The organism is Autumnicola tepida (genome assembly GCF_031846485.1).
Lineage (GTDB): Bacteria > Bacteroidota > Bacteroidia > Flavobacteriales > Flavobacteriaceae > Autumnicola > Autumnicola tepida.
Genome location: NZ_JAVRHQ010000001.1, coordinates 118,799 through 136,426 on the forward strand (window position 1 = coordinate 118,799; position 17,628 = coordinate 136,426).

General features: G+C 39.2%; 18 protein-coding genes and 1 tRNA gene. 18 read left to right on the top strand and 1 reads right to left on the bottom strand.

The features are described 5' to 3' along the window. Positions 1-25: 25 nt before the first annotated feature. From porL to RM553_RS00580, 4 genes are all read left to right on the top strand, one after another. Positions 26-685, top strand: coding sequence for a type IX secretion system motor protein PorL/GldL (gene porL, locus RM553_RS00565; RefSeq protein ID WP_311532950.1), 660 nt, complete (start codon positions 26-28; stop codon positions 683-685). Between the two features lie 55 nt (positions 686-740). Further along, a complete protein-coding gene (gene porM, locus RM553_RS00570; protein ID WP_311532951.1) occupies positions 741-2,303 on the top strand; it encodes a type IX secretion system motor protein PorM/GldM in 1,563 nt (520 codons plus the stop codon). A gap of 12 nt (positions 2,304-2,315) precedes the next feature. Beyond that, entirely contained in the window at positions 2,316-3,209 is an 894-nt protein-coding gene (porN, locus tag RM553_RS00575; protein WP_311532954.1) for a type IX secretion system ring subunit PorN/GldN, read from the top strand. Positions 3,210-3,296: 87 nt separating this feature from the next. Beyond that, positions 3,297-4,355, top strand: a complete 1,059-nt coding sequence (locus tag RM553_RS00580) for an NAD(P)/FAD-dependent oxidoreductase (protein ID WP_311532956.1) — start codon at positions 3,297-3,299, stop codon at positions 4,353-4,355. Here the strand turns inward: RM553_RS00580 and RM553_RS00585 are convergent. Then, positions 4,352-4,738, bottom strand: a complete 387-nt coding sequence (locus RM553_RS00585) for a DUF983 domain-containing protein (RefSeq protein WP_311532957.1) — start codon at positions 4,736-4,738, stop codon at positions 4,352-4,354. The genes RM553_RS00580 and RM553_RS00585 overlap by 4 nt on opposite strands. Positions 4,739-4,877: 139 nt before the next feature. On the opposite strand from RM553_RS00585, the gene RM553_RS00590 reads away from it, so the two are divergent. From RM553_RS00590 to RM553_RS00655, 14 genes are all read left to right on the top strand, one after another. Continuing rightward, the gene (locus tag RM553_RS00590) at positions 4,878-6,797 is read left to right on the top strand and encodes an ABC-F family ATP-binding cassette domain-containing protein (RefSeq protein ID WP_311532959.1); all 1,920 of its coding nucleotides are present in this window, start codon (positions 4,878-4,880) and stop codon (positions 6,795-6,797) included. 34 nt (positions 6,798-6,831) lie between these two features. Continuing rightward, positions 6,832-7,014 (top strand): CPXCG motif-containing cysteine-rich protein, encoded by a 183-nt coding sequence (locus RM553_RS00595; RefSeq protein WP_311532960.1) that lies wholly within the window; start codon positions 6,832-6,834, stop codon positions 7,012-7,014. Positions 7,015-7,086: 72 nt separating this feature from the next. Next, positions 7,087-7,440, top strand: a complete 354-nt coding sequence (locus RM553_RS00600; protein ID WP_311532962.1) for a SpoIIAA family protein — start codon at positions 7,087-7,089, stop codon at positions 7,438-7,440. A 58-nt stretch (positions 7,441-7,498) separates the two neighbouring features. Beyond that, positions 7,499-7,571 (top strand) — tRNA-Met (locus RM553_RS00605). Between the two features lie 347 nt (positions 7,572-7,918). Next, positions 7,919-8,245 carry a DUF6660 family protein gene (locus RM553_RS00610; RefSeq protein ID WP_225573949.1) on the top strand — a complete coding sequence of 109 codons (327 nt, stop codon included), beginning with the start codon at positions 7,919-7,921 and terminating at the stop codon, positions 8,243-8,245. Positions 8,246-8,383: 138 nt separating this feature from the next. Next, on the top strand, positions 8,384-12,817 hold the full coding sequence (locus RM553_RS00615; protein ID WP_008613766.1) for a CusA/CzcA family heavy metal efflux RND transporter: 4,434 nt from the start codon (positions 8,384-8,386) through the stop codon (positions 12,815-12,817). A gap of 22 nt (positions 12,818-12,839) precedes the next feature. Beyond that, a complete protein-coding gene (locus RM553_RS00620) occupies positions 12,840-14,090 on the top strand; it encodes an efflux RND transporter periplasmic adaptor subunit (RefSeq protein WP_190324899.1) in 1,251 nt (416 codons plus the stop codon). 96 nt (positions 14,091-14,186) lie between these two features. Then, the gene (locus tag RM553_RS00625; RefSeq protein WP_009778856.1) at positions 14,187-14,525 is read left to right on the top strand and encodes a P-II family nitrogen regulator; all 339 of its coding nucleotides are present in this window, start codon (positions 14,187-14,189) and stop codon (positions 14,523-14,525) included. A 15-nt stretch (positions 14,526-14,540) separates the two neighbouring features. Further along, complete coding sequence (locus tag RM553_RS00630) at positions 14,541-14,963, top strand: Fur family transcriptional regulator (protein ID WP_128766680.1); 423 nt, start codon at positions 14,541-14,543, stop codon at positions 14,961-14,963. Between the two features lie 26 nt (positions 14,964-14,989). Then, positions 14,990-15,349, top strand: a complete 360-nt coding sequence (locus RM553_RS00635; RefSeq protein ID WP_128766681.1) for a SpoIIAA family protein — start codon at positions 14,990-14,992, stop codon at positions 15,347-15,349. A gap of 30 nt (positions 15,350-15,379) precedes the next feature. After that, positions 15,380-15,598, top strand: a complete 219-nt coding sequence (locus RM553_RS00640) for an SHOCT domain-containing protein (RefSeq protein WP_008615618.1) — start codon at positions 15,380-15,382, stop codon at positions 15,596-15,598. A gap of 57 nt (positions 15,599-15,655) precedes the next feature. Beyond that, positions 15,656-16,417 carry an AlbA family DNA-binding domain-containing protein gene (locus RM553_RS00645; protein ID WP_311532966.1) on the top strand — a complete coding sequence of 254 codons (762 nt, stop codon included), beginning with the start codon at positions 15,656-15,658 and terminating at the stop codon, positions 16,415-16,417. Positions 16,418-16,422: 5 nt separating this feature from the next. Then, the gene (locus tag RM553_RS00650; protein ID WP_008613749.1) at positions 16,423-16,677 is read left to right on the top strand and encodes a zinc ribbon domain-containing protein; all 255 of its coding nucleotides are present in this window, start codon (positions 16,423-16,425) and stop codon (positions 16,675-16,677) included. Between the two features lie 57 nt (positions 16,678-16,734). Continuing rightward, positions 16,735-17,625: a bestrophin family protein gene (locus tag RM553_RS00655; RefSeq protein ID WP_008613747.1), complete on the top strand. Its 891-nt coding sequence runs from the start codon at positions 16,735-16,737 to the stop codon at positions 17,623-17,625. Positions 17,626-17,628 lie beyond the last annotated feature (3 nt).

Here is a 17,628-nt window from a genome sequence, read left to right on the forward strand (position 1 = left end):
CTAGAATCTAATCTTTTAATTAATTATGGCAAAATCAAGATCTACAAAGAAGATAACAAACATGGTGTACGGTTTAGGTGCATCTGTGGTAATATTAGGTGCGCTTTTTAAAATTATGCACTGGCCGTTCGCTAATCCTATGCTTATTGCAGGTCTTGTAGTAGAGGCTTTTGTATTCGCTTTTTCTGCTTTTGAACCGGTAGATGATGAATTGGACTGGTCTTTGGTTTATCCTGAACTTGCAGGAGGGCCCGCTGCCAACAACAGGCGTACAGCAACAGTTATTGAAGAAGACAAAGAAGCGGAAGGACAGCTGTCTAAAAAACTGGATACTATGTTAAAAGAAGCCAAGATTGACGCAAATCTAATGAGCAGCCTTGGAGAAAGCATTCGCAATTTTGAAGGAGCTGCCAAAGGTATTTCCCCAACTGTAGATGCTATGGCCTCGCAGAAGAAATATAGTGAAGAACTTGGTGTTGCGGCTTCTCAAATGGAAACCCTTAATAATATTTATAAAGCACAGGTGGAATCTGCTTCACGCCAGGCAGAAATTAATGAGGCAGTGGCTGAAAATGCAGGAAGATTAAAAGAAGAGATGGATTCTCTTACTAATAATCTTGCTTCTTTAAACAATGTTTACGGAGGTATGTTAACTGCTATGCATGGAAATCCTGCCAGGGTCTAAGCCAGAAGAAAGGAGCTTAAGAACCAAATCTTAATACTAAACAAACTACTTAATAATGGCGTCTGGAAAACAATCACCAAGGCAGAAGATGATAAACCTGATGTATCTGGTTTTCATTGCTATGATGGCCTTGAATATGTCAAAAGAGGTACTTACCGCTTTTGGTTTAATGAATGAAAAATTAATAGAATCAAACGCTTCCACTACGGCAAGAAACAATGCGGCTATGGCAGGGTTGGCAGCTAAGGCTGAAGAACAACCTGCTAAATACGCGACCCTGGAGGAAAAAGCGAATAGAATAGATGAACTGTCTCAAAATCTTGATGAGTATATAGCTGAAATAAAAAACAAACTTACTTCAGAAATAGAGGATACAGATGATTACGAGTCTATGGATAGGCCTGACCAGTTGGATGAAATGTTCTTTCAAAGCGGAAGAGTTAGTCCCAGTGGCCAGGAGTTAGTGAATGCTATAGATACCTATCGGGAAGGTGTTCTTGAAGTTTTGGGAGAGGACCCTCGTTTTTCACAAATCAGGCAGGAAGTTCAAAATGAATTTTCAACAGAGGAAGTTACCGATAGCGAAAATGTAACTCAACCCTGGTTGATGTATCATTTTCAGGGATATCCTCTTATTGCATCTTTAACTAAAATGACGCAACTTCAGGCTGATGTGAAAACTACTGAGAATGATATCTTATCAACTATGCTTGCAGGGCAGCTGCAAAGTGAAGTGTCTATGACCAATTATACCACTTTACTTGAAACTCCTAAGTCAGCATATTATCAGGGAGAAGAATTTAATGGTGCCATTGTTTTGGGAAGAAAAGATCCAACTACAAGGCCTAACGAAGTGCATCTTACTCTTGATGGACGAGAATTAAGTGATTCGGACTATAGTATTGAAGATGGCCGTGTAGTGCTGAATATTCCTGCCGGTAGTGCCGGGCAACATACCCTTGAAGGCCGGCTTGTTTTTGAGCAGGAAGGGGAAAGTGTGGACGTTCCTGTTTCTTCAGAATTCTCAGTAATACCTAAACCGAATTCTGCCGTTATCTCTGCCGATAAAATGAATGTACTTTATCGCGGGGTACAGAATCCTCTAACAATCTCTATGCCTGGTGTGCCAGATAATCAAATTAGTGCTAATGCACCTGGATTATCAAGAGTATCCGGGAGTAGCTATGTAATTAATGTTACTACCCTTCAGCAAAGAGAGGTGAAGATTAATGTAACAGGAACTATAGATGGTGAAAGCTATCCATCCAGTGCAACTTTCAGGGTAAAAGATATTCCAAGACCTGTGGGTACTATCCGCGGGGAAGATGGTTCAGTACAAATGCAGCGTAACAGCCTGGAAATTGCAACTGTTGGTGCAAATTTACCTGACTTTGATTTTGACCTGGATTTAAATGTTACAGGTTTTAGCTTTAAAGTTCCCGGGCAGCCTACTATCAGGATTAATGGAAACAGGTTAGATGACAGGGCTAAATCTGCACTTAGAAGGGCCGGTAGAGGTGAGTCTGTTCAGATATTTGATATCAACGCCTCACTGGCAGGAAATTCAGGTTATAAGCTAAAGCAGGTAGCTCCTGTATTTATTGAGCTTACTAATTAAAAAATTAAAACAATGAGCTGGAGAAGATTTTTGGTTTTTAGTTTCGCAGTGGCTCTTAGCGGAGCGTCTTACGGGCAGGCAAATATTTTAAATGCCAATAGCCCGGAAGAAATCGGTAAGAAGAGTGAAGCTCAAAAGCTAGTGGAGAGGAATGATAAGCCATTGGAATATGGATATGTGGGAGACAGGGATATTCTCTGGTCTAAAAGCACCTGGGAAATTATAGACCTTGATGAAAGGGTGAATTTTCCTTATTATTATCCCATAGATACCAACAATATCGGGAACAACAGGAGGTCTCTTTACGACGTGCTGGTTGCGGGTGTTAAGAATGGCGACATTAAGAATATTTATGCCGATTCTTATTTTAATGAAAAACGTACTTTGAAAGATATCCAGGCTACATTGTCTAAAATTGATACTACAGATTTAGGTATTGAGCAGTACAACGCCGGGGAAGAAGTAGACCCTCAGTTTATCGACCGTCGTGATCTTGGTTCTGCCGATGTTGCTGAATATCATATTCGCGGGATCTGGTATTTTGATAAGGTCCAGGGAGAATTGAGATACAGGCTTTTGGGAATTGCGCCCGTTGCGCCCGATGTTAACTTTATAGATTCTGGGCAGACCGATTTAGTGGAATTATTCTGGGTTTTCTATCCAGATGCACGCGAGGTGTTACATCAGGCAAAGGCTTTTAATGGATCTAATAATGCAACCGATTTGTCTTTTGACCATTTGTTGAATGCAAGGCGTTTTGACGGGGTGATCTATAAAGAAGAAAACGTACAGGGCGACCGCGAAGTGGAAGAATATATTCCGGAGAATGCGTTTATGCAGCTCCTGGAATCCCAGCGAATCAAAGAGCAAATTCGCAATTTCGAACAGGATATGTGGAACTATTAGTTTTCAATAGTTTTAAAGATTTAAAGCGTCTTCCCCGGAAGGCGCTTTTTTATTAAAGAAGATCTGGAATTTCTAATATCGGGTAATATGGTAGATTATATTGTTGTTGGATTAGGATTAAGCGGGCTTGCGGTTATTTCCAGGCTTGAGCAGCGAAAAAAGTCTTTTCTTGTTTATGAAGATAACTCCCAGCATTCCTCACAGGTAGCAGGCGGTATTTTTAATCCCGTAATTCTTAAAAGATTCACACTCGCCTGGAAGGCAGATGAGCAAATAAAAGAAGCCATTCCTTTTTATCAGAAGTTTGAAAAGAAGTATAATCGTCAATTTTTACATTTTTGGGAGATCTACCGTAGGTTCCATTCTGCGGAAGAACAAAATAACTGGTTTAATGCTGCCGATAAACCTGGCCTGGATGAATTTTTGAATACTGAACTGGTCAGGCAAGTCAATGCTAATATTCCTTCAAGTTTCTCCTTCGGGAGAGTAAAGAAAACCGGAAATATTAATACTGATGCTTTATTAAAGGATTACAGAAAGGACCTTTTGGGTAGTGGGAAATTAATTGCCGAAAGGTTTGATTATGATCAGCTGGAAATATCAGGGGAATTCTTCAGATATAAGGATCAGAAAGCCAAAAGGATAATTTTTTGCGAAGGCTTCGGGATGACTAAAAACCCCTTTTTCAATTATCTTCCGCTAAGAGGAAATAAAGGAGAATATATTATTATCCGTTCAGAGGCACTTCAGCTAAACAAAGCGGTAAAATCTTCAGTTTTCCTGATGCCGCTTGGGAACAACCTGTATAAAGTTGGCGCCACTTATAATCACAAAGATAAGACCCCGGGTCCAACACAGGAGGCAAGGGGAAAACTGGCAACAGAATTAAACAAACTCATTGAGTGTGAATACGAAGTAGTAGACCAGGTGGCGGGAATAAGGCCTGCCACGGCAGACAGGAGAGCTTTAATAGGTAGCCATCCGGAAATACCAAATATGTATTGCTGTAATGGTTTTGGAAGCCGCGGAGTGCTTATCGCTCCAATGGCTTCAAGGGAACTGGTAGATTTTATCGAAGAGGGTGCTGAAATATCACCGGAAATTGATTTGCAGCGCTTTACCAGGAAACACTACAGGCGCAATTAAGTTTTCCCTGCATTTTTATTATAACTGAAGAAAAAGTTAATCCAGATGTTCCTGGACAAACGTGTAATGACCGGCATAAAAACCACCAGCGTGCCTACAATGGCAAAAAAGGAGGTGAGGGGTGTGGAATTCAGGAATACATAAGAAATAATAAAAGCAGCTACCGAAAAGGCTACACCAACGGCATAGCTCACATACATGGCGCCATAAAAAAAAGACGGCTCTATTTTGTAACGGGTGCCGCAGTTGGAACAGCGTTCATGCATCTCAAAAATTCTTCCCATTTTGTAAGGGTTGGGTTCTTTATACATGCTCTCCTCCTGGCATACAGGGCAGGTGCCGGTTAAGATGCTGTAAATTTTAGTTCCTTTTAAAAATTTCATTTGAAAATTTTGACGGTAAGTCAGGAGGTTAAAAATTCCCCGGCCTTATATGTTATTGAAAAAAGGCGTTTTAGTGCCTCTATATCATTTTTTTTGCACCACAAATTTAAGCATCTTTGCAAAAATTTAATCAGATTTCATGCTTAACATTCACAATCTTTCCGTCTCCTTTAACGGAGAATATCTTTTTGAAGAAATCACCTTTAGGCTTGGCGCCGGAGACCGGGTTGGGCTAATAGGGAAAAATGGAGCGGGAAAATCTACCATGCTGCGTATTATTTCCGGAGAACAGGAATACGATACTGGGAGTATCGCGAAAGATAAAGAACTGAAAATTGGTTTTTTAAAGCAGGATATAGATTTTGTAAAAGGTCGTACCGTAATCCAGGAAGCGCAGCAGGCTTTTGAGGAGATAAAAAAAATGGAGAAGCAGCTGGATCATATCAATGAACAGCTGGCTACCCGCACCGATTATGAAAGTGAAAGCTATACGCAACTTATACAGGATCTAAGCGAAATCACCCATCAGTATGAAATTATCGGCGGCTACAATTATGAAGGCGAAACCGAAAAAGTATTGCTGGGCCTGGGTTTTAAAAGAGAAGATTTCAATAAGCTTACCGATACTTTTTCGGGTGGCTGGAGAATGAGGATTGAACTAGCCAAGCTACTGCTTCAAAGCAATGATATTTTACTGCTGGATGAGCCTACAAATCACCTGGACATTGAAAGTATCATCTGGCTGGAATCTTTTCTGAACAATTATCCCGGCTGTGTGATCCTTGTTTCCCACGATAAAATGTTCCTTGATAATGTGACCAACAGGACCATAGAAATAAGCCTGGGCAAAATATATGACTTCAAAAAGCCATATTCAGAATTTATGGAACTGCGCGGAGAGCTTAGGGAACAGCAACTGGCTGCGCAGAAAAATCAGCAGAAGGAAATAGAGCAAACAGAAAAACTTATTGATAAGTTTAGAGCGAAGGCTTCCAAAGCTTCCATGGCGCAATCCCTTATCAAAAAGCTGGATAAAATAGATCGTATAGAGGTAGATGAAGACGATAATGCGGTTATGAATATAAGTTTTCCTGTTTCCGTCCAGCCCGGGAAGGTGGTGATAGAAGCCAATCATGTGGGTAAATCCTATGGTGAGAAGCAGGTGCTGGAGGATATAAATTTGCTCATAGAGCGTGGCAGTAAGATAGCTTTTGTGGGGCAGAACGGACAGGGAAAAACCACTTTGGCCAAAATTATAATAGATGAAATTCCGCATAAGGGAGAATTAAAGTTAGGGCATAATGTACAGTTGGGATATTTTGCCCAAAACCAGGCAGATTATCTGGATGGGGAAAAATCTGTTCATGAAATTATGATAGATTCTGCCAACGAGAAAAACCGAAGTAAGGTTAGGGACATGCTGGGCTCCTTTTTATTCCGTGGAGATGAAGTAGAAAAAAAGGTGAAGGTGCTATCCGGAGGTGAGCGTAACCGGCTTGCCCTGTGTAAATTAATGCTTCAGCCATTTAACGTACTGGTAATGGATGAGCCAACCAATCACCTGGATATAAAATCTAAAAATGTACTTAAGGAGGCGCTGAAAAAATTTGAAGGAACCTTGATCCTGGTTTCTCACGACCGGGATTTTCTGCAAGGGCTTACTTCAAAAGTATATGAATTTAAGAACCGTAAGGTAAAGGAATATCTGGGTGATATTGATTATTATCTGGAACAGCGGCAGTTTGAGGATATGCGTGCGGTGGAAAAGCGGGAAAAACAAAAGCCTGGTGCTGCGGCAAAAAAGGAAGAGGCTCCTAAACAATCTTATGAAGACCAGAAAAAACTGAAATCCCTGAATAATCGTTTAAGTAAAACGGAAGCGAAGATCACCAGGCTGGAAAAGGAATTGAAGGAGAAAGATGTTGCCCTGGCTACCAATTATGATGAAACTATCGCAAAACCAGAATTTCTGAAGAAATATAATCAGAAAAAAATGGAGCTGGAGAAATTCATGAAAGAGTGGGAGAATATCCAGCAAGACCTGGACAAAATGAGCTGATTGTTTAATAAGGAGCCTTGAAAAAACAGGAATTATGGAAGAGCATTTTTTTCAATGTCCCTACTGTTGGGAAGAAATCTCTGTACTTCTGGATCCTTCGGTAGGAAGGCAGATTTATATTGAAGATTGTGAAAACTGTTGTAATCCTATAGAGTTCAGGATAAATTTCCAAAATGGAACATTAAATGAGTTCCAGGCGGTAAGTATTGAACAGTAAATCTAAGGCCTGCAAAGGTGATTTTAGTAAGATAAAAATCCTTAAATTAGGCTGAAATTTTCAAAAAAGGCCATGCTCCAAACTTTTAATCTAGCTGAAAACGTAATTGGTATTATCATAGATTCTTACGTAGATGAAGATCTTACGGAATCCCTGCAACAGGAAGTGCTGGAAAAAATGAAAAAGTTTGGGAAAATTAACCTTTTTCTAGAAATCCGAAAAGGCAGGGAATTATCAGTTAAAGCTTTTTTTAAAAATGCTCATTTTAATATAGAGCACAGTAATGGCTTTAATAAAGTTGCTGTTGTAAGTGACCTCACCTGGTTAAAGGGAGCGATGGTTTTTAAAGATATTCTTACAGAAGCGAAAATAGAGACCTTTCCTAATAGTGAGCGACTTAAGGCTCTAAGCTGGATTTCCCAATAATTTTTTTCAAAAAAGTTTTTGCAAAGTGAAATTCTGTTGTATATTTGCCATCCAATATCGCGGGATAGAGCAGTAGGTAGCTCGTCGGGCTCATAACCCGAAGGTCACTGGTTCGAGTCCAGTTCCCGCTACTAGCAATGACAAGGCTTTACAGAAATGTAAGGCCTTTTTTTATGGACTGGGTACAACATAGGTACAACATTTTTGGAAAGCCAAATTTGAATAGAAAATAATGTTAATTAACATTATTTGGGGATATTTCCTATCTCATTCGAAGTGTAACTTAGTAATTTGAAGGATTTGTATAATTCTCTATTTCATTAAATAGCTTATTAAAAAACAATGTTCTAATTCTTCAGTATAAGATCTTGGTAATTTTTTAATTGAAATTATTATCAAATTATGTGATAAACCTTTTGAAATCTGTTCCTATTCTTTTTGCACAATCTGTGCATTGATTTTTTTTTATCTTTGTAGTGTGAAAATTATCGCTGTCATATTATCTCTATATATATTCGGGCTTAACTTATTAGCCTGTAATGATAGTGACACTTCACAAGTGATTTCTGATTCAGAAGTAACAGTGGTTGCTACGCAGAATTTAGATATCGACTATTCACATGATAAAGTAGCAGATTTATGCCCTCCTTTTTGTAGTTGCCATTGCTGCCATGTGCATACAGTAGATTTCGGTTCTTCAAATTTCAAGGCTTTGATTATTGAAATTCCATCAAAAGCCTTTGTCCATTTTGACAGCTCAGTGGAAGAACCTATTCTTTCCTTTTTAGATCCTCCAAAAGTTTAATTCAGTTTTTTTAAAGGATAATTATATCCTTTTTTGACCAAATCCTGGTTCTCATACTAGATCCTTGGTCCTATTGATAGATTTTGTTAGGCACAAAATTATTATCAAGAATTTTAACTGAATTAAATTTTTATTTATATGATTAATAAGATAATCGCATTTTCCATTAATAATAAATTTATTATTGGACTACTTACCTTAGCGCTGATAGGGACGGGTATTTGGTCCATGATGACCGTCAACCTGGGATCGGTGCCAGATATTACTAACAACCAGGTTCAGGTGATCACCCAATCACCTAATCTTGCAACAGAAGATATTGAACAATTTGTAACCTATCCTGTAGAACTCTCAATGGGGAACCTGCCCGGGGTTACGGAAATACGATCTGTTTCCCGATTTGGCCTTTCCGTGGTTACAATTGTTTTTGAGGACGATATGGGCATTTACAAACCCCGTCAACTGGTTCAGGAAAAACTAAACGAAGTCAGGGACCAAATACCTGAAAAATTTGGAAGTCCCGCTATGGGACCCATTACTACAGGTTTGGGTGAGATTTATCAATATACGATAAAGCCCCAAAAAGAGTATGACACCGTTTATTCCCCTACGGAATTGCGTACCATCCAGGATTGGATCGTAAAGCGTCAAATGACCCTCGTCGAAGGTGTAGTAGAGGTAAATTCATTTGGGGGCTCTATAAAACAATATGAAATTGCCATTAATCCCGAAAAACTGAATGCGTTAAACGTTTCTATTTCCCAAGTCTTCGATGCCCTGCAAAAAAATAATGTTAATACAGGCGGTGCATATATAGAAAAAAATAATATGGCCAATTTTATCCGTGGTGAGGGTTTAATCAGGTCACTAGATGATATAAAATCTATTGTTATCAAGAATGAAAATGGAGTGCCTGTAACAATTGGAGATGCAGCTGAAGAGGTCCAGTTTGGTAGCCAGGTACGCTATGGTGCTTTTACCCAGGATGGCCGTGAAGCTGTTGGCGGTATGGTGCTCATGTTGAAAGGTGCAAATCCTAATAAAGTAATTGCAAATGTTCAGGATCGTATGGAGACGGTAGAACAATCTTTGCCTGAAGGTTTATCAATAGAACCCTTCCTTGACAGAAGTGTTTTAATTGAAAGAACTACGAGTACCGTGACCCAGAATCTTCTGGAAGGTGCTTTAATCGTGATTTTTGCCTTAGTAATATTATTAGGTAGTCTGAGAGGCGGTCTTATAACTGCTACTACCATTCCATTATCACTTCTTTTTGCTTTTATATTGATGAAGCAATTCAATGTCTGGGCCAATCTAATGAGTTTGGGAGCTATTGACTTTGGAATTATTATAGACGGTGCTGTGATCATCATTGAGGGTACGGTATATGAAATACAAAAACGGATGCGTTCCGGCAAAATAAAATTTAATAAGGCTAAAATGGATGAAGTAGCCTATGATGCCGGAAGTACGATGATGGGTTCCGCCTTTTTTGGACAAATTATCATTCTTATCGTATTTGCGCCCATTCTTTTTCTAACGGGGGTAGAAGGGAAAATGTTTCGGCCAATGGCATTTACTTTTGGTTTTGCCATGATAGGTGCTATTTTCTTATGCCTTACCTATGTCCCTATGATGTCTGCTTTATTTATGAAACCAATTCAGAATAAAAAGAACTGGTTTGGAAAGTTTGAACGCTGGCTGGAAAAAGTTAGTGATAAAATTATTGGAGGGATTCAAAAAGGATACATGCCTTTATTAAAAGGAGCTTTAAGATTGAAGTTCATAGTATTGGGGTCTGCGGTTGTCTCACTTATAGTAGCCGGTTTTATCTTTTCCAGAATGGGAGGGGAATTTGTCCCTCAACTTGATGAAGGGGATATCGCCATGCAGGCGTTAATCAGGCCTGGAAGTGGGTTGAGTGAAACAATCGATGTTTCCACAAAAATAGAAGATATCCTTCTTGAGAATTTCCCGGAAGTAGAAACCGCCGTAGCGAGGATTGGGGTTGCCGATATCCCTACTGATCCAATGCCTATGGATATTGCCGATATGTTTATTGTATTAGAGAAGGATATGGATAATTGGACTTCGGCAAGTTCTAAAGAGGAATTGATAGAAAAGATCAAAGAGAAACTTAATGAAGAACTTACGGGAGTCAACCTGGTTTTTAGCCAGCCTGTAGAGCTTCGTTTTAATGAACTGCTTACCGGGGTCAGGGAAGATGTTGCGGTAAAATTATATGGCGAAGATTTAGACCTTCTTGCTGAAAAAGCTGATAAAATGGCTGAAATAATACAGACTATACCGGGCGTAGGAGATGTGAACCCTGAACGAACATCTGGTCTTCCACAAATGACGGTGCGGTTTAATCGTAAAAAAATTGCGCAATATGGATTGGACATTGAAAAGATTAACGATTATATAAGTGCAGCTTTTGCCGGAGGAACGGCCGGAGTGATCTTTGAAGGGGAAAAGCGGTTTGATATGGTAATACGTTTTGATGAGGCGCACCGCCAAAGCATTGATGATTTACGTACCCTCTATATAGATCTGCCGGATGGAACCCAGGTTCCGATTAAGGAAGTAGCTGATATTAGTTATGTACCGGGTCCTATGCAAATTTCCAGGGATAACACCTTTAGAAGAACCTATGTGGGAGTTAATGCCCGCGGGAGGGATGTGGAATCTGTGGTAAATGACATCCAGCAAAAATTGGATGAAGAGTTAGATTTACCTCCAGGATATTACATTACTTATGGTGGGGAGTTTGAAAACCTTCAAAGAGCAAAAGGGCGTTTACAAATAGTAGTGCCCATCGCTCTATTTCTGATATTCGTGCTTCTGTACTTTGCACTCCAATCTTTTTCCCAATCAATTATGATCTATATAGCCATTCCACTGGCGGCTATTGGAGGAATATTTGCTCTTTGGTTAAGAGATATGCCGTTTAGTATTTCAGCTGGTGTAGGCTTCATTGTATTGTTTGGGGTTGCCGTTTTAAACGGGCTGGTGCTTATTAACAGGTTTAATTCCTTAAAAGAAGAAGGGGTAACCAGTATAAAAGATAGAATTTTTACAGGAACCAAAGAACGAATACGTCCCATTATGTTAACAGCAACAACAGATATTTTTGGATTTCTGCCGATGGCTTTTTCATCGTCAGCAGGAGCTGAAGTACAACGACCCCTTGCTACGGTTGTTATTGGTGGCATGCTTACAGCTACCTTACTTACGCTGGTTGTTCTTCCTGTCCTTTATACATTTGTAGAGAAGAGACGAGAGAAAAAGGAACAGAACAAGCTTGGTTCTTCCAATTCACGATCTTTAGCCACAATTTTGATAATTGGCTTGATGTTAGGCGGAACCTTTTCCGTAAATGCACAATCTGATGAAATGTCATCGGAAAATCCAATACAGGATTCTTTACAAACTATTAGTTTGGAAGAGGCTAAAGAAATGGCAATCCAAAACTTTCCACAATTAAAAGCTGCCCAACTTGAAATTGAAAGTGAGGAAGTATTGCGTAAAACCGCCTATGATTTTGGGAATACCCAAATCTTTACAGGAAAAGAAGAGGTAGGAAATGGCTCTGATGGGATCTATACCCAAATTGGTGTTCAACAACAAGGCATAGATGTTTTTGGAATAGCTCCCCGTTTGAAATTACAGAAAGAAAGGGTGGCCCTTGCTGAAAATGCTTTAGAACTAAATACCTTAGAAGTGGAACGTGAAGTAAGCAGGGCCTGGGCTTCAGTTTATACAAGTAAAAAGAGGTATCGGGTATATAAGAAAATGGATTCAATTTTTGAAGACATTGAAAGAGCAGCACGAATCAGGTATGAAACAGAAGCTACCTCTAAACTGGAGTATCTTGCTACTTCAAATCAGGGGAATGAGGTTAAAATACAGCTGGAACAATCGTACCGAGATTACCTGAAATCAATACAGCGTTTAAACCTATGGTTCGTTAGTGACACAATCTATGATGTACCAGATTTGCCTGTTGAAACTTTAGACGAACCTTTAAACTTTCTGGTAGAGTCGCTTGAAAATCATCCGTTGCTGCAGGTTTCGGAACAAAGGATAGATGTTGCCAAAGCGGTTACCAGAGAACGAAAATCTGAATTTTTGCCCAAATTTCAGGGTCAGTACGGTAGGCAGGAAATAGCCGGGCAATCGGGTTTCTTCCAATATCAAATAGGAATTCAAATTCCGCTGTTTTTTGGGCCGGAATTAGGCCGTACACAGGAAGCACAAGTAAATAGACAGATTGCAGAGCAAAACTTTTATCAGGATAAAATCGAACTGGAAACCGCCTATAAAAATATGCGTGAAGACTACATCAAATGGAGAAACTCATGGAATTATTATAGGGATGAAGCACTTCCGCTGGCCAAAGAGCAACAAGGTGGATCAGTGCTGGCCTTTAAGGAAGGCGCTATCGATTATGTGACATTTCTCCAAAATATAAGAGATGCCATTAGAATCGAGGTAAATGCCTGGAGTGCTTTTAACGATTATCTCGACAGCCGCTACCAACTGGAATATTACCTTAAGAATTCAAATTAAAAATTAAAATAAGAAAATCGATATGAATACAAGATCAATAAATATTCTAATGCTTGCCTTAACGCTCAGCATATTCTTTGGATGTAAAGAAAATCCTGCGGCAGGGGAAGATGCTTCCAGTGAAACTGCAACTACTAATACCGAAGAAGGTGAAAATCACGGTGAGGAAGGAGATGAAGAACACGGTGAAGAAGAAGGTGGGATGCGTTCGGTACATCTTTCAGAAATGAAATTCAATAGTCTGGGGATTAAAGTAGATACCTTGCCTAAAAAAGCTTTGTCGGGTATTGTGGAAGCCAATGGCCAGTTAGAAGTGCCGCCACAATATGAAGCTACCGTTACGGCAATTTTAGGCGGTAATATAACTTCTATAAAGGTTATTGAGGGGGATAAGGTAAATAAAGGTCAGGTGTTGGCTTATCTTTCTCACCCAAATTTAACCAGAATGCAGTCTGATTATATTAATGCATATAGTAGGATGCAATTTTTGGAAAAGGAATTTGAAAGACAGAAACGTTTATATGAAGCAGAGGTAGGATCTGGAAAATCTTTTCAACAAACCCAATCAGATTACCAGTCTGTACAAGGTGAAGTGCGGGGGTACGAATCGCAATTGCGCCAGTTAAACCTAAATGCTTCCCAGGTTAGAGACGGTGAATTATATGAATATATTCCGGTAGTAAGCCCAATTGGAGGTTATATTGAAAAAGTACTGGTACAGGTAGGACAATATGTAGACCCTCAGACCAGTATGTTTATGGTAGTTGATAATGAACATGTTCATGCCGATCTAATGGTTTTTGAAAAAGATATTTATAAGGTGAAAGAAGGCCAAAAGATTGCGTTTACACTGGAATCGGTTCCAGGCAGTAATTTAACCGGGGAAATTTATTCAGTGGGGAAACAATTTGAACAAAACCCCAAAGCGGTACATGTGCATGCAGAAATCGATAATAAAGAAGATTTTCTAATTCCGGGGATGTATATAAACGGAAAAATCAGGACCGGTGAAGAAGCTGTTCCTGCCTTACCGGAAGAAGCAATAATTGAAGAAGAAGGAAATCCCTACATCTTTACGGCCCAAAAACACCAGGAAGATGGTGAAACCGAATGGGAATTGAAACCAGTGCAGGTTAGAACGGGAATAAATGAAGATGGTTGGGTTGAAATTAAACTGCTGGAGCCTCTGCCTGAAGGTACGTTGGTTGCCTATAATAATGCCTATTATCTGGTTTCTGAAATGCAGAAAAGCCAGACTTCCCATGGTCATTAAATTAAAAAAATTAGATGGATGGACTCTCTGTTAAATGTTTGTCTTAATTAAAATTCCAGAGGGTTCATCCTTAATACTAAAATTAATATTACAGCAATGAAAGAAATAAAAGCATTTATAAAACCGAAACGAGTTCAAAATGTAATTGAAGCTCTTAGTGAAAGCGGATTTAAAAGTATGACCCTTTCCCAGGGAGAAGGAACGGGGGCTTTTAAAGCAAAAGGCGCATCACCTTCTTTAGATTTCCGTGTAACAGACAGTCCGGTTGTAAAGTTAGAACTGGTATGTCAAAACGAAGAAGCACAATCAGCAATAGATATTATCCTTGAGAATGCAAAAACAACTGAACCCGGTGACGGAATAATTTATCTTTCCGATATTGAAGATGCCTTCCAGATAAAAACCGGGGAATCCATAAAGCGTTACGACCCCTAAATACTTTTATAGCAAATGGAAAAAATAGTAAAAAAGTTGGAAAGCAAAGGCATCCGCCCTACGGCAATGCGCTTGATGACCTATAGACGGCTGGCACAACTGAATGTGGCCGTTAGCTTAGGCGACCTTGGAAAGGATTTCGAAAGCTCGGAAAGGAGTACGCTTTTCCGTACTATGAAGACATTTGAAGAAAAAGGAATCGTGCATCAAATTGAGGATGGCACCGGCATCATTAAATATGCCCTGTGCGAAGACAATTGTGAATGTGAGGTGGGAAACGACCTTCACTTACATTTTCATTGCAATAGTTGCGGGGAAACCGTGTGCCTTACAGAGCACAAAATCCCTCAGATAAACCTGCCCGACGGCTATGTGGCAGAGGATATCAATCTGGTGGCCAAGGGAGTCTGTGAGAAATGTAGCAATGACTTGGATTAAGTTTTTTGATTTAAAAAATTGGAACAATGATGAAAATTTATAAAAAAGAAAACAAGGTATATATGGTAGCTCAAAATAGATTGGATGCTACCGATTATGACAATTTGATATCTCAATTAAAAAACCATATACAGGCAAACCATAAAGTATACTGGTATATTGAAATGGAAAATTTTGAGGGGTGGACTGCAAGTGCGTATTGGAAAGGCATTGAACTGAAACTTCCGAATGAAGAACGCGTTAAAAAGGTTGCATTGGTGGGAATTACAAAATGGCAGGAACAGTTTACCGAAGTTTTGATACCCTTTACAAAGGCACATATTAAATTCTTTAGCCCTGAAGAAAAACATTTGGCCAAGGAATGGATGGAGAAAGGAAATCATTAAAAAAGTTAAATAAATTTAAACAGAAAGATTATGATGGACAACTGGAATTTTGGGGGAATGCACTGGATATGGTGGGGGCTTTGGATAATCCTCATCTTTTGGATATTCTTAATTCCTTATCCCACCCCGGGACAAAATAGACGGAAGGATAAGGCTATGGAAGCCCTGAGAGAACGATACGCCCGGGGCGAGATAAGCGATGAGGAATTTGAACAAAAGAAGAAAGTCCTTCAGGATAAGAAGAAGTAGTTATAAGGCACAGGCATCGAAAGCGATGGCACCTATGGCTTATAAAAGAAGGTAAAAATGAAAAAACGCAAAGTATTTGTTTTTATATTCATTGGATTAGCCCTTGGCTTATTTATAATACAGCCCCTGGTTATTTCACTCCACATGTATGACATGCAGGGAGGTAATGGCGAATGGTGGAAATCTCTGCTTGCTTCATATCAGCAGGAAGTTAGTTCATGGGATTTGGATCAAGCCATCATCAAATTGCTATTTGGACTGCTGGGCATTGCCTTGTCGCTTATGTTTATGGTCAGGCAAAGAATATTTCAATTGACCGGAAGAAGAGATAAGCTGGAGGAGATCAGAGAGCTGATTGCGGCAGGAGAAAACCAGCAAGTAGAATTTAAATCTACCTTGAGATGGGATTTGAGGCAGTTTAAACCGAATAAGGCTTTGGAAGACGTAATAGCAAAAACAATTGCCGGGTTTATGAACACCCAAGGAGGGCATTTAATTATCGGAATTGATGATGAAGGTAGTATTCTGGGGCTGGAACAGGATTATGGTACTTTAAAAAAACCTGGCAAGGACGGGTTTGAGCAATATATAATGCAATTGGTGTCCCTCAAGTTGGGTACCCATTTTTGCACTTTGGTTAAAGTGTCTTTTCACCAATTTGAAGAAAAGGATATCTGTTATGTAAGGGTTCACAAATCACAAAAACCTGTGTATTTGAATTTGGGCGATCGTTCGCATTTCTTTATCAGAACAGGGAACGGAACCCGCGAGTTGGATATGCCCGAGGCGTTGGAATATATGGAAACATACTTAAACTAAACAATATGGGATTTTTAAAACATTTATTAAGAGGAAATTATGGTCATCATTCCAACAAGCATCAACGTAAAAATAATGACCCAAGATTTAATGAACCCAAGGTTGTTGTGAGATGTACAAAATGCGGCAAAGACAATCCTGAAAATGCTTCTTTTTGTCAACATTATGGCGAGCCTTTAGGTAAAGTAAAATGCATAAGTTGTCAAGAACCAATACCTATGGATGCAAAATTTTGTTCTAAATGTGGCAATGAAGTATAGTTTACATTATGAGAATAAGCAAACAACTTATTGAACGGACTTAAATAATTTTTAAATATGCTCTTAAATAAGCGGATATCAATTTTTGACTTCTTGAAAACCATAAAATTTGACCTGATATTTATCGGTAGTTATTCAATTCTGGTTGGCTATATGGACCAATATGGTTTTTTGTCAAAAATCTCTATTCCAATTGCAATAACCGGCGTTTTTGGTACTGCGGTGGCTCTACTTTTGGGTTTTCGAACCAATCAAGCCTATGAACGGTGGTGGGAAGCCCGTATTATTTGGGGGGCTATTGTCAATGATTCCAGAACACTGGTCAGGCAGTGTGTGTCTTTTTTTGCAAGGGATCAAGGAGGCTATCAAAAGATGGTGAAAGAGATGACCGATCGTCAGGTAATCTGGTGCTATGCCCTAGGGGAATCGTTGAGGAAACTACCCTTTTCCACTCGGGTTAAGGTATACTCAGAATCCTATGGGATTAAAGCATTTAATATTCCTAATGCTTTATTGTCACAACACTCTGAAACTTTGTTAAAGGCAAAAGAAATTGGTATGGTCAATGATTTTCAGCAGGTACAGATAGACAGTACTATAGCCAGGTTATGTGATTCAATGGGCAAATGCGAACGTATAAAAAATACTGTCTTCCCCAAAGCACACAGCTTATTGATTCATTTGATCATCTACGTTTTTGCTACAATGTTGCCTTTTGGATTGGACGATAAAAATATAGCAGTTGAAATCGCTATAACATTTATTATACCAGTCATTTTCATTGCCATTGAAAAAACATCCATACTCATGCAGGATCCCTTTGAAAACGACCCTTTGGATACACCCATGACTGATTTGGCCGAAACGATAGAAATAAACATTAAACAAATGATAGGTGAAACAGATGTTCCTGTAAAGAAAGAGCCAACAGATTATTATATTTTATAATAC

Bases quoted from the DNA above. Each gene is read 5' to 3' on its own strand.
- RM553_RS00630 (WP_128766680.1), top strand. From the start codon at position 14,541: ATGGAAAAAATAGTAAAAAAGTTGGAAAGCAAAGGCATCCGCCCTACG.
- RM553_RS00590 (WP_311532959.1), top strand. From the start codon at position 4,878: ATGCTTAACATTCACAATCTTTCCGTCTCCTTTAACGGAGAATATCTT.
- RM553_RS00655 (WP_008613747.1), top strand. From the start codon at position 16,735: ATGCTCTTAAATAAGCGGATATCAATTTTTGACTTCTTGAAAACCATA.
- RM553_RS00580 (WP_311532956.1), top strand. From the start codon at position 3,297: ATGGTAGATTATATTGTTGTTGGATTAGGATTAAGCGGGCTTGCGGTT.
- RM553_RS00640 (WP_008615618.1), top strand. From the start codon at position 15,380: ATGATGGACAACTGGAATTTTGGGGGAATGCACTGGATATGGTGGGGG.
- RM553_RS00595 (WP_311532960.1), top strand. From the start codon at position 6,832: ATGGAAGAGCATTTTTTTCAATGTCCCTACTGTTGGGAAGAAATCTCT.
- porN (WP_311532954.1), top strand. From the start codon at position 2,316: ATGAGCTGGAGAAGATTTTTGGTTTTTAGTTTCGCAGTGGCTCTTAGC.
- porM (WP_311532951.1), top strand. From the start codon at position 741: ATGGCGTCTGGAAAACAATCACCAAGGCAGAAGATGATAAACCTGATG.
- RM553_RS00650 (WP_008613749.1), top strand. From the start codon at position 16,423: ATGGGATTTTTAAAACATTTATTAAGAGGAAATTATGGTCATCATTCC.
- porL (WP_311532950.1), top strand. From the start codon at position 26: ATGGCAAAATCAAGATCTACAAAGAAGATAACAAACATGGTGTACGGT.
- RM553_RS00625 (WP_009778856.1), top strand. From the start codon at position 14,187: ATGAAAGAAATAAAAGCATTTATAAAACCGAAACGAGTTCAAAATGTA.
- RM553_RS00645 (WP_311532966.1), top strand. From the start codon at position 15,656: ATGAAAAAACGCAAAGTATTTGTTTTTATATTCATTGGATTAGCCCTT.
- RM553_RS00585 (WP_311532957.1), bottom strand. From the start codon at position 4,738: ATGAAATTTTTAAAAGGAACTAAAATTTACAGCATCTTAACCGGCACC.
- RM553_RS00635 (WP_128766681.1), top strand. From the start codon at position 14,990: ATGATGAAAATTTATAAAAAAGAAAACAAGGTATATATGGTAGCTCAA.
- RM553_RS00620 (WP_190324899.1), top strand. From the start codon at position 12,840: ATGAATACAAGATCAATAAATATTCTAATGCTTGCCTTAACGCTCAGC.
- RM553_RS00600 (WP_311532962.1), top strand. From the start codon at position 7,087: ATGCTCCAAACTTTTAATCTAGCTGAAAACGTAATTGGTATTATCATA.
- RM553_RS00615 (WP_008613766.1), top strand. From the start codon at position 8,384: ATGATTAATAAGATAATCGCATTTTCCATTAATAATAAATTTATTATT.